This window comes from Bacillus sp. HNG (assembly GCF_003400205.1).
In the GTDB taxonomy this organism is placed as follows: Bacteria; Bacillota; Bacilli; order Bacillales; family Bacillaceae_L; genus Ferdinandcohnia.
Genome location: NZ_QUQV01000010.1, coordinates 100,044 through 111,496, shown reverse-complemented (window position 1 = coordinate 111,496; position 11,453 = coordinate 100,044). Strand labels below are relative to the sequence as shown.

Annotated in this window: 11 protein-coding genes; 1 reads left to right on the top strand and 10 read right to left on the bottom strand. The window is 36.0% G+C overall.

Annotated elements, in window-relative coordinates:
- Positions 1–47: 47 nt before the first annotated feature.
- Positions 48–1,787, bottom strand: a complete 1,740-nt coding sequence (gene pabB, locus DZB84_RS17550) for an aminodeoxychorismate synthase component I (protein WP_116353604.1) — start codon at positions 1,785–1,787, stop codon at positions 48–50.
- Between the two features lie 249 nt (positions 1,788–2,036).
- On the opposite strand from pabB, the gene DZB84_RS17545 reads away from it, so the two are divergent.
- Positions 2,037–2,261: a hypothetical protein gene (locus DZB84_RS17545; protein ID WP_116353602.1), complete on the top strand. Its 225-nt coding sequence runs from the start codon at positions 2,037–2,039 to the stop codon at positions 2,259–2,261.
- 76 nt (positions 2,262–2,337) lie between these two features.
- Here the strand turns inward: DZB84_RS17545 and DZB84_RS17540 are convergent, their stop codons facing one another.
- From DZB84_RS17540 to DZB84_RS17500, 9 genes are all read right to left on the bottom strand, one after another.
- The gene (locus DZB84_RS17540; protein ID WP_116353600.1) at positions 2,338–3,564 is read right to left on the bottom strand and encodes an ATP-binding protein; all 1,227 of its coding nucleotides are present in this window, start codon (positions 3,562–3,564) and stop codon (positions 2,338–2,340) included.
- Between the two features lie 82 nt (positions 3,565–3,646).
- Positions 3,647–4,834, bottom strand: a complete 1,188-nt coding sequence (locus tag DZB84_RS17535) for a hypothetical protein (protein WP_116353599.1) — start codon at positions 4,832–4,834, stop codon at positions 3,647–3,649.
- Between the two features lie 232 nt (positions 4,835–5,066).
- Positions 5,067–6,227, bottom strand: coding sequence for an HD-GYP domain-containing protein (locus tag DZB84_RS17530; protein WP_116353598.1), 1,161 nt, complete (start codon positions 6,225–6,227; stop codon positions 5,067–5,069).
- A gap of 315 nt (positions 6,228–6,542) precedes the next feature.
- A complete protein-coding gene (locus tag DZB84_RS17525) occupies positions 6,543–7,175 on the bottom strand; it encodes a response regulator (protein ID WP_116353596.1) in 633 nt (210 codons plus the stop codon).
- A complete protein-coding gene (locus DZB84_RS17520) occupies positions 7,168–8,208 on the bottom strand; it encodes a sensor histidine kinase (RefSeq protein WP_116353594.1) in 1,041 nt (346 codons plus the stop codon). Before DZB84_RS17520 ends, DZB84_RS17525 begins: the two co-directional genes overlap by 8 nt.
- Positions 8,205–8,939 carry a cell wall-active antibiotics response protein LiaF gene (gene liaF / locus DZB84_RS17515; RefSeq protein ID WP_189655288.1) on the bottom strand — a complete coding sequence of 245 codons (735 nt, stop codon included), beginning with the start codon at positions 8,937–8,939 and terminating at the stop codon, positions 8,205–8,207. The genes DZB84_RS17520 and liaF overlap by 4 nt, the downstream gene beginning before the upstream one ends.
- 99 nt (positions 8,940–9,038) lie before the next feature.
- Positions 9,039–9,686 carry a PspA/IM30 family protein gene (locus tag DZB84_RS17510; RefSeq protein ID WP_116353592.1) on the bottom strand — a complete coding sequence of 216 codons (648 nt, stop codon included), beginning with the start codon at positions 9,684–9,686 and terminating at the stop codon, positions 9,039–9,041.
- Between the two features lie 42 nt (positions 9,687–9,728).
- On the bottom strand, positions 9,729–10,076 hold the full coding sequence (locus tag DZB84_RS17505; RefSeq protein ID WP_116353591.1) for a lmo0954 family membrane protein: 348 nt from the start codon (positions 10,074–10,076) through the stop codon (positions 9,729–9,731).
- A 144-nt stretch (positions 10,077–10,220) separates the two neighbouring features.
- Positions 10,221–10,808: a DNA-3-methyladenine glycosylase gene (locus tag DZB84_RS17500; protein WP_116353589.1), complete on the bottom strand. Its 588-nt coding sequence runs from the start codon at positions 10,806–10,808 to the stop codon at positions 10,221–10,223.
- Positions 10,809–11,453: the final 645 nt, after the last annotated feature.

Below are 11,453 nucleotides of genomic sequence, written 5' to 3'. Positions count from 1 at the left end.
AATAACATCTAATAAAATTTCAAAACTCTTCCAAATGTTGGATATCATCAAATAAATTCAACCTCTACCCACTTTCTTACGCTATTTATGAACCATACTTTTTTACTTCTTTTAATGTCTTTAATTGTTAGGACTTTTTCATGGATTTTTCCCTGTTTTATTTGGCTAGCACGGTAGGTACCAGCTAGAAGACCACTAGTTACAGGTGGGGTCCAATAGTACCCATCTATTTCCACCACAACATTCCCATTTGTAAACTCTGTTATTTCTCCAGCTTCATTCCAAAGAAGCACATCAAATGCCTCTGGTTGTTTTGTAAATTGATAGCCCTCGTAAATTGTTCTATTTGTTGTTTTGTGGTATAGAAAGGGGTTGTTCCTATCTATAGGCTGATCCGCGAGTACCATTTTTACAGGAGCCATTAGTGGTTCCGCGGGACTACCTTCAACTATAATGTCACCAGTTTTAGCTAAGAGAAGTCTTACTTTATAAAGACCTTCTGTGTGTTCATGAGCAAATTGACTTAATAAATCTTCAATCTCTATATGATCAAACGGAAAACAGAAGTAGTGAGATGTTTGTTTTAGACGACTAATATGCTCTTCTAACAAGAAATATTGGCCTTCTTCCAACAATAAACTTTCAAGTATGTGAAATTTTGGGCGATTTTCTTCAAGCACCTTAGCTTTTGCAAGAATTTCATTATACTCTTCTTTAGACGTGGAATCCCAAGTGATACCTCCACCCACTCCATATGTCGCTTTCCCTGTTGAATGTTCAATCCATACCGTTCTAATAGGGACATTAAACAAAGCTTCATTTTCAGGAGTAATAAAACCGATTGCCCCACAATAGACTTCTCTCGGTGATGTCTCAAATTCTGCAATGAACTTCATCGTGCTGATTTTAGGGGCACCTGTAATTGAACCACATGGAAATAACCCTCTGAAAATTTCAAAGAGCGTACGATCTTTTGACACCTTCGCCTCAATAGTTGAAGTCATTTGAAGAACGGTTGGGTATCTTTCAATCTCAAATAACTTGGGAACACGTACCGAACCGGGTTCAGATATAGTATTCAGGTCATTACGAAGCAAGTCTACAATCATTAAATTTTCTGCTCGATTTTTTTCAGAATGATAAAGCCATTTTGCATTTGCTTCATCTTCATCGAATGACCTACCTCTTTTTACGGTCCCCTTCATTGGTCGAGTTATTATTTGTTCTCCTTCTTTGTGGAAGAACAGTTCTGGCGACGCTGACAATATACTATGGCTCCCTGTATTGATGTAAGCACAATAATTGGAGGCTTGCGAGTGTTTTAATTTTTCAAAAAAAGTGAGATCATCACCATCAAACTCAGATGTAAATCGAATCGTATAGTTTGTCTGATACGTATCGCCAGATTCAATAGCTTGTTTAATAGAATCAATCGTTTCTTGATATTCACTAATACTTACATTAGGCTTCCACCTAGTCAGCGTATAAGTTTCACTACCACTGAGAGTTTGGTGATGACTTTCAGAAAATATTCCAAACCAAAGCAATGGCATGGTGTTTCCACTTTTAACTGTAAAGGAAGAATCAAACGCAGGAGCACTTTCATAGGATAGATACCCAGCGGCGAAATATCCGTCAGAAACAGCTTGTTGTATAAGCTCTAAACAGGGAAACACTTCTTCAATTGTTGTAGCTACTATCACTTTAATTGGTTTCTTAAAGGTGTAAGGTATATTTCCTTTAGATGTAACAAATTCAAAAGATAAAAGAGGTTCATTCACTGTCATTTTGTTGTATTCATCCTTTTACTCTTTAAGTTAAATACATTATATACAACTTAATTAGTAGATAATAGACAAAGCATTGAAATTCATAACAGACAATTACTCAGGTCCTAGCGATAAATTATTATTAATTTTAGCGCTTTCATCTTACGTATCATGGAAAAGTAGTGTATAATTTAAGTAAGTTCACAAATTATCCACAATTCGTGGATACATATAGATCGGAAAAAATCAATAAAGGGGGCGTATGACATGATTCGTGCAGGGGTAGCCGCATTTTTAAGTGTATTTTTGTTGCTCTTTGAAGGCTTTATTGTAATCAAATTAAAAGGATATACTGGCATTTATTTTGGAGATATCCAACTGCTGGTCAGCGTGCTCGCAATGAATTTCTTTTTTGCATTCTCCATTTTAACGCATATCAAAATCTGGATTGAAAACAAAGGCATTGAGGAAACAGAGGCTGGAATGAAATAAAGAGGATTTTAGAACAGGACCATGCGATCCTGTTTTTTGTTTTCCTAAAAATATAAGCCAGCTCTGTTGAGCTAGCTTATTGGGTAATTGGCAATAGTATTTCAACCTTGGTTCCTTTTCCTTCTTTACTTTCGATGGCAATTTTTCCATGATGGTCTTCTATGATTTTTTTAGACACCATTAGTCCTAGCCCTGTTCCATAGTCTTTCGTTGTATAAAATGGTTGAAATAGCTTTTCTTGTACATCCCTAGGAATTCCACAGCCATCATCGCAGATCTTAATGGACACTTGATTATCGTCGACTTGACTACCTTCAATTGTAAGTGCCCCGCCTTCTGGCATGGACTCAAACCCATTTTTAATAAGATTTAAGAAGACCTGTTTCATTTGTTTCTCATCGCATTCAACAAGTGGGAAAGACTCATCCAATTTCAAGGTAACCTCAATATTTTTTCCTTGCTCAGATTGCTCAATGATTGAAATGACATATCTTAGATGCTCTTTCAAATTGCAAGGTGCCACATTGATTTGTCTCGGCTTCCCAATCACAAGTAAATCAGTCAAGATGGAATCAATTCGATCGATTTCTTGTTCCATAATCGAATACTGTAGATCATCCTCTTTATGCTTTTCCCGTTGAAGCTGTGTGAACCCTTTTAACGAGGCTAAGGGATTCCGAATCTCATGTCCAATCGTCGTTGCCATCTGCCCGACAAACGCAAGCTTCTCCTTATCTCGTAGCTCCTCGTGTGTTTCCGTTAATGCTTTCGTATATGAGTTAAAACGGGCTAGGAGGATGTAAGCTACAATTGATAATACTAAAACCAAACTGATAGGTATTAAAACTACAGATGAATGGATAACACCACCAACGATAATATAGCGCAAAATGGCTGCTAACGAAGTCACCCAAAAGAAGCGTTTATTTATGAATAAAGGTGAAAATAAAACAAGGATTAATTCCGCTGCATTCCCACTTGCATATTTTGCTGGATTGTCAATAAAAACAATACAGTCGTAAATAAGTGCTAAAGAAAAATAGGTCAGCACATAGATATATTTTATTAAAGTCTGTTTTCCTATTTTAAACAGATAGAAAGAAAGTATTAATAAACCAAAATAAAATAAATAATTTATGAGACTTAGTTTATTACTAAAACCTGGAGTTACCTTCAATTTTTTATAAATCACAAAATATACCACATCAAATAAAACTAAAGTAATATAAAAAGATGTTAAATATATTTTTAGCGCGCGTTTTTCTTCATGCTGAAGTAAAGCAGAAGTATTATTAATAACCATCAATAGCCCTCTTTGTAAATAATCATAAGCATTCTTTCATTCACATTATATACTAAAAGTCCTATATAATTAACATTTTTTATCAATTTTCGACATTTTTCTTATTATGGGACTTACCGTATGAATAAATTAACAGCCCAAAAATTACAAAAATTTGAATAGAAAACAAGACTGCATCCCAAAAATATATATCGGAAATCGGACTAGTAAAACCAGGTAAAATATGAATGAACATATATAGCAGTTGGGGTAAGAAGTAAAGAAAAAATAAACCCAGAGTAATACCGACACCAACAATATAAAAAACGCTATATGATCTCACTATTTTTTCTTCACCATGAAAAAGTTCTTTATTTTTCACTTTGGAATTTGAAAATAAGCTTTTAATTGCATGAATACTATTTTCCATAAGATTATAGGTACCAGTCAAATTCTCGAATAAAAAATAAAAATCAGTTTTCATATAAATACAAGCTTGGTACACAATTCTAATGATTACATCAAAAACAACGAGTCCAATCAAACCTGATAATAAATTAGACTGTATTGGTGCAAATAATTGTAACATCAGTGCAACAAAAAGGACTGCATTATCAAAGCAGACACCTGCTAAATAAAGTATATTTCTTTTTTTTGAAGGTAGTTTCCACGCAAGCGAAAGATCCGTTTCAAAAACAATCAAATATAATCGATGGCCTATTTCTAATCGTGTTGGTAATCCGAACGACCGGACTGCTAATATGTGACCTAATTCATGTATTATAACCGTGAACAAAGAAAGTGTGCCTAATACAATTATGTTTAATGACAATATATCAAAAACGAATAGATCCTTGTAATGTGGAAATAACGAAGGTTGAAAACAAAAAATCCCAATATTAACAATAAATAATAACCCATACAGATAGTTTGTATATTTATTAAAAAATACTCTTCCTAATTGTGAGGGTATCCATTCGTACCCTAACTTACTATTGTGTTCCTTTTTATGCTTAATCTCTTCATCATCTACTGAATGTACTAGATTTAATTCGAGAAGCTGTTCACCGAAATCAACTAAATCAATTTCTTCATTCGGATATGCCTTTATCAACTTTTCCTCAATTTCACCTAAGTTAAACCCTTTTCGGATTAAATCTAATGCATCAATACAAACCAGTGGCATCTCATAAAATTCTTGTGTCTTAAGATCTTCCACAATAAAATGTTTAGTATCCTTCCGAATTTCAATATCATGAAGTGTTAGTAAGGTTTCTTTTGTCAGTTTCAATACATTCACCCTAATATTTGTTTTAATAAACAAATTATAACATTTTTTGACCTTTATATTCGAATAGATATTTTAGGACAAAAAAAGAGGATGCGCACTTTAAAGTAAGCATCCAAAATAAATATTACAATGGTGTTCTTGGTGTCCATGGGCACCACCAGCAAGTTGTTTTTAGTTTTTTTAGCTTTCTGATTTTCATACTCTCCCCTCCTTTCAAAATAACCTATTAACCTTATAATATATCATCATGTTTTTTAGTAACTACTTCCCATGATGGAAAAACCTTTTTAAATTCTTCTACAAGATTTGGGTCAAATTGAGTACCTTTCCCCTCAATAATTCTCTTATATGCTTCTTCAGCAGGAAGTGCATTTCGGTAGGAACGAGAGGATGTCATTGCATCGAAGGCATCAGCAATCGCTACGATTCTAGCAAGTAAGGGAATATTTTCGCCCTGTAAATTATCAGGATACCCTTTGCCATCCCATCTTTCATGATGGGAGCGAATGACACAAATATTTCCCTTAAGGCCTTCAATATTTTTAACAGCTTCTGCACCAACAACTGGATGAGTCTTAATAATCTCAAATTCTTCATTTGTTAGTTTAGAAGGCTTCATTAAAATTTGGTCAGGAATATTAACCTTACCTATATCGTGAAGTAAACATGCGTAATTAAATGCTACTAATTCTTCATTCGTAAACTGTTTTACTTCTTTTGCTAGAGATAATGCATAACTAGCAACCCTTTCACTATGACCTCTAGTATAAGGGTCCTTTAATTCTAGCGCAGCGATAACACCTTTAACCATTCCTTCTAACTGTTCATCATATGATGTTTTTACTGCATTTACATAGGACTTGAATCTGAACAAAAAGATAAGTGCAATTATTGAAAAAAGAGCAGTAATTAACATTGGAAAAAATACTTCAGTTGTTTGGAGAATTGCCCCTGTTAATAAATATCTAACTAGCGCGCCTATTGAAACAATATAAAAGAAACGCGTACTTACAAAAATTGGTGAAAATAACACTACAATCATTTCTGCAATATTACCACTTTTGTACTCTGCTTCACTAATTAAATAGTATGAGAGATCATTGCAAATCGATAGTATCATATATGCTATAACTACTAAGTACTTAACTAAGTAAAGTTTGTCTTTTTTACTCAAATAGATTGCTATAGGAATTAGCATAAACATTATAAAATAGACTACATATCCAAATTTACTTGGTAACCCTGGGGCTGTACCCGTAATAAATTTAGGATAAATAATATAATAGAATAAGTCATAAACAATCATAATTAAGTAAAAAAGCGTTAAAAACCATTTTAAAGTACCTTTTTCTTCACTGCTAAGAATTGTAGATTTAATTTTCATCTTCTGCATCTCTTTTTCTCCATTTTTCCTTATATTTCTATATATATATGCAAAAATCCTTTTTAAATTACAAAAAAGGTACTAAAGTCACAGACGAAATTCGTCAATTATCGACTTTTCAATTATATACCATCTGTCCTACAAACTAAATAGTAGTATAGGTATAAAAATCTTCCTTCATCGTATAAATTTTGGTAATTACAAAATAGGTCTTTTTACCTAAATGAGGTAAAACGACTTATATCTCATAAATATATATTACCAAAAAATAAAAAACACAGGTAGTAATCTGTGCTTTTTTGTCGAAATTTATATAATTTTGTCTTATTTTACAAGAGAATGTTTAAAAGCGTAAATAACTGCCTGTGTCCGATCTTGGACTTCAAGCTTACTTAATATGTTGCTTACGTGTACTTTTACTGTTTTTAAAGCGATAAATAGTTCATCAGCAATTTCTTGATTTGTTTTCCCATCAGCAATTAAAAGTAGAATCTCCATTTCACGGTTTGTTAGCTCCTCATGCGGAAGGTGTGTATCCTTTTGTCTCATCCGAACCATCATTTTGCCAGTAACCTCTGGTTCTAAAACCGATTGTCCATGGTATGTTTTTCGAACCGCTTCAGCGATTTCACTTGCCTTTGAGGTTTTCAGCATATAGCTTGTTGCGCCCGCCTCAAGCGCTGGATATACCTTTTCATCATCAATAAAACTTGTTACGATAATGATTTTTGCTTCTGGCCAACTCTCGATAATTCTTCTTGTTGCTTCAATTCCGTCCATTTCCTTCATCACGAGATCCATTAGAATAATATCAGGTCGAAGCTCTAACGCAAGTTCCACCGCTACCTTCCCGTCGTCTGCTTCTCCAACAACTTCAATATCTGGCTGTGCTGATAAGTAGGATGAAACCCCAATCCTTACCATTTCATGATCATCGACAAATAGTACTTTAATCATTTTCTTCACCCTCTAGCATTGGTACTTTTACTTCTATCCGAGTTCCTTTTTCTTTAAGACTAACAATCCGCATCGTGCCGCCAATTTCAACTGCACGTTCATACATATTCTGGAGTCCATAGGATCCTGTCTTTGCTTGTTCAACATCAAATCCAATTCCGTCATCCACAATACGTAAAATCACAAAATCATCCCTTTTAATTAACAGGACTTCTAACTGATTTGCTTTCGAATGTCGGAGGGTGTTTGAAACTGACTCTTGTAGGATGCGAAATAAGTGGTCCTCGACCCCTTTATCAATTTGAAAGTCCTCAATTTTTGTTTCAATGGTGACGGGTACTTTTTGCACAAGTTCAACTAATAGCTCCTCGATCCCTTCCTGTAGCGTCTTTCCTTTTAATGCGACGGGCCGTAAATGAAGCAATAGCGCACGCATTTCTAGTTGAGATTGATGAATCATTTCCTCAACGAGCTTAAACTGTTTGGCCTCACGTTCATCCGTACCTGTCCTTGACTCATTAATTGCGGACATCATCATCGATGCTGCAAAAAGCTGTTGACTCACGGAATCATGGAGTTCACGTGCTAGTCGATTACGCTCCTCGGAGACGATTTTTTGAATGCGCTTTTCCTGGTCCTCCGCTTTTTCATTCGCAAGTTTTTGCGATAGCTTTGTTTGTTCTGCAATATGGGTTTGAACTTTTTTTATTCGATCCCAAATCGTCGTGAATTCAGCGGTCTGGTTTTCTGGAAAATCAGGAAGCGCCCTACCTTGTTCAATTTGATAGATTGCATTGGATACAGAAAGCAATTGTTTTCTCCATATCATTCCCGAGAACATACCAAAAACAAGCCCACCTAGTAAGCTAAGGCTGATGGCGAGAATGATATAAGGTAAATCCATCAGTTGTGTTTGCCAGAGCGCAGCCCAGTTAGCTAACGGGAATGCCATAAATACGATGACATGTGCTAGTACAAATAAAAACACCGAGACACAAATACCAACAATAATTTGCCTTTTTACGGTACTCATGCTCGTTTCACCTCAAGATCTCCGACGCCGACTGCGGTTACTATTTTAAGCTTATGTTCGGCATAATCATATTGTTCAGTCTGATAATGAAGGGTTTGATTCAGCGTTTTTGCATCATGATTTTCGAAGATCGTGGTTGCTCCGTAGAGAACGGAGTGATGTACCTTCACTTCAATCTCGTATGGAACAAAGACCTGAACATTTCCAATCACATTTCGAATAAATATGACTGATTCACCTTTAGGTAGGACGGTGTAACTCAAATCAATAATGGTATCTCCAATTCCGGACTGAATGTTCACATCGTTCCACTCATACACATATTCCGGCGTTTTTTGTTGACCAAAGATGTTGTTACAGAACAATGGCTGACGCTTTAAAATCGGTTCCTGTGCAGATGATTTTTGCGCTTCATTTATTTCCGGTTTTATATATTGAGGGTTTTTCTTTGATTGAAAAAATTGAATGAGAAAATAGATCAGAACTGCCAGTATTAAAAATTTGACTGTCATCATTCCTACAATGGTAAGAGCTAAACTAATCCATCCAAACCAAGACAGGATTTTCCCAAAGGTTCGTGGCAATTTTTTACGACCAATATAAATACATCCAAACGATATGATAAAAGAGAAAATGACCCCGCCATTAAAAAATGTAATTTCAATGATTAATAAAATAATTCCAAAGAGAATAAATGCATTAAGATTGTCTGATTTTATTTTATCTAACAAGGTTCGGAGCCTCCCTTCCATTGAATGCATTGAATTATTCGTAAATTGGGATAAGAAGACGTAGATTGTCTACGTCTTCTTTAGAATACCATGTTTTGACTATGAAATAGAATGTGTTTCTTCATTTTTTACTTGTTTTTCGAGCTGAGCTATTCTTGCATCAATTGTGTTGCGATGGTAAGAGGAATTTACTTGGTTCTCTAGTCGATCCAGATAAGATTCCATCTCTTCAAACGTTCTTGCTGATTTATTTGTATATGCATTTGTGTCAAGCACCTGATTCATACGATGATTGGCACGTGCAATGTTTTCGCGCCCCATTAATTCCATGCGTTTAATATGCATATCCTTCAGCTTATGTTTCATTTCCTCATATTTCTTCTCAAGCCCAATGAGTTCTGTTCCTGCATTTTGTAAAGCTTCCTGTAATTTAGCAGCGCGTTCCTCATATGCAACCTGCTCCTGAACAGCGAATTCATATAATTCCGTTTCGCCAGCTTGCTGTGCCACACCCGCTTGATATTTACGTTTTTCAGCTAGGGCTGCCGCCTCACGATGCTCTCTTGCAAATTGATCCTTTAGGGAATGCTGACGCTCTACAAGCTTTCGTACCTTTTCAACCTCCGCCTCACATTGACGTAAGTACTGATTAAGCAGTGCAATCGGATTTTTCTTTTCTTTTTCATCTAAAATGCCGTGAAAATCTGCTAAAATTGTGTCCTTTATACGAGTTAATAAGTTTGCCATTTGTATCAATCTCCTTTTTAATTTGGTGGTTTGCTTTAGATATTAATGTTTGTTTAATTCAGCCCATTGTTTTTCAAAGTTTGTGAATGGGTCAGATGATTCAGTCACGACTTGGTGCTTTTCTCTTTTCCAGTTTTTAATGACAACGTATAGGATGTATGCAGCCACTAGCCCTAGAATCGCAGGTACATTTGAAGCGGACGCTGTTAGTGCAAGAACTCCGATAATCGCCCAAATCACCTTACCTACTGTTGAGTCAGTTTTCATAAACTTTTTAAATGCAAAATACAGAATCGCTAAGCTAATTGCTAGACCAATCATTGGGCCAACATGTGATAAAAGCACAATCGCTGCGATACCTCCAAGAATAAACAATCCGAACTTTTTCATGTTTACTTCCTCCTTTCATGATTCAATCTTATCCTGATTCTTGTTTTGCTATAATGAGCCCCAGTTATATTTTTCACTAGGACCTGAGGCTTAGAGGGAGTAAGCTTTAGATGCAAAAAGGGTATGCTCCTTGTGAGCAAACCCTTATCTTTTGCGGGATACATAGAGATTGTCCGTGACCCAAAAGCGCCAAGGATACTCCTTTGCCTCTCCTGTATTTTCAATTCCAATTCGGGGACCGGTAGAAATGTTTTCCGGTGAATAGCCCTTTGCTATATATATAGGAGGCTCAAAAAATGGGCGTCCATAATCCTCCATTGTAATTCCTAATGCCTTTGTTAATTTTCCAGGGCCGTTTGTTAGGTTCTTGGCTGGCATTTGCCCTCGTCGTTCATACATCAGGTCAATTCCGTCAACTGGTTCAACAGCTCTAATTAAAATGGCTTCAGGTTTGTCGATTTCGTTGCAAACAACATTTACAAGACAATGGGTATGCATTTGGTAGGTGTAGACATATCCAGACTTGCCGAACATCACCTCTGTCCGCTTTGTCCGCCTGTTTTGATATGAGTGTGCCGCTCGATCTTCCGGACCTTTATAAGCTTCCGTTTCGACGATGTAGCCCGATGCGATGCCTTGGTTGCTGTGTTTTACTAGCTTGCAGCCAAGTAGAGCTTTGGCAAGTTCTAATGTAGGTTGCTGAAAAAATGATTCGTCTAGGATTTCGGTCATGATAGCTCCTTCACGTTTTTTATATTTAGTATGGGGTATGGATGGTGGCTGTATTCTTTAGGGTTGTTGGTTTGAACGATTGGGGAGATTTGTCTTGGGTTTACACTATTGGGTAGATAGTTTTGTTCGGTTAGGGTATGGTTACATGCTTGTGTTCCCACACTGAACCTGCTTTTTGAGGGCTATTGGCGATTGCACGAGTACACCTTTTTCGTATCGTCACTGGGTTCACTTTTCAAATGTGATGGTACGATTACGCATTTTTCGTACCGTCACTGAGTTCACTTTTCACATGTGATGGTACGATTACACCCTTATCGTACCATCACTGGGTTTACTTTTCGAGAGTGATGGTACGATTACGCTTTTTTCATACCACCACTGGGTTCACATTTCGCATGTGAGGGTAAGATTACTCCTTTTTGGTTCCATCGCTGGATTTACTTATAATTATAATGAACAATCATTGAGGGTTTCCGAAGTGGCTATTGGCGTTATTTCTGTTCTATCGGCGTTATTTTCATTCTATCGACGATAATTCGTTTCTATCGGCGTTAGCAACCACACAACAAGATAAAGTAAAAAAAATTACTCTACAACGAAATTACCTATTGCATTATAACGAAATTTAGTTTACTCTAAAAA

Coding starts and splice junctions, on each gene's coding strand:
- pabB (WP_116353604.1), bottom strand. CDS start 1,787: ATGACAGTGAATGAACCTCTTTTATCTTTTGAATTTGTTACATCTAAA.
- DZB84_RS17545 (WP_116353602.1), top strand. CDS start 2,037: ATGATTCGTGCAGGGGTAGCCGCATTTTTAAGTGTATTTTTGTTGCTC.
- DZB84_RS17540 (WP_116353600.1), bottom strand. CDS start 3,564: ATGGTTATTAATAATACTTCTGCTTTACTTCAGCATGAAGAAAAACGC.
- DZB84_RS17530 (WP_116353598.1), bottom strand. CDS start 6,227: ATGCAGAAGATGAAAATTAAATCTACAATTCTTAGCAGTGAAGAAAAA.
- DZB84_RS17525 (WP_116353596.1), bottom strand. CDS start 7,175: ATGATTAAAGTACTATTTGTCGATGATCATGAAATGGTAAGGATTGGG.
- DZB84_RS17520 (WP_116353594.1), bottom strand. CDS start 8,208: ATGAGTACCGTAAAAAGGCAAATTATTGTTGGTATTTGTGTCTCGGTG.
- DZB84_RS17510 (WP_116353592.1), bottom strand. CDS start 9,686: ATGGCAAACTTATTAACTCGTATAAAGGACACAATTTTAGCAGATTTT.
- DZB84_RS17505 (WP_116353591.1), bottom strand. CDS start 10,076: ATGAAAAAGTTCGGATTGTTTATTCTTGGAGGTATCGCAGCGATTGTG.
- DZB84_RS17500 (WP_116353589.1), bottom strand. CDS start 10,808: ATGACCGAAATCCTAGACGAATCATTTTTTCAGCAACCTACATTAGAA.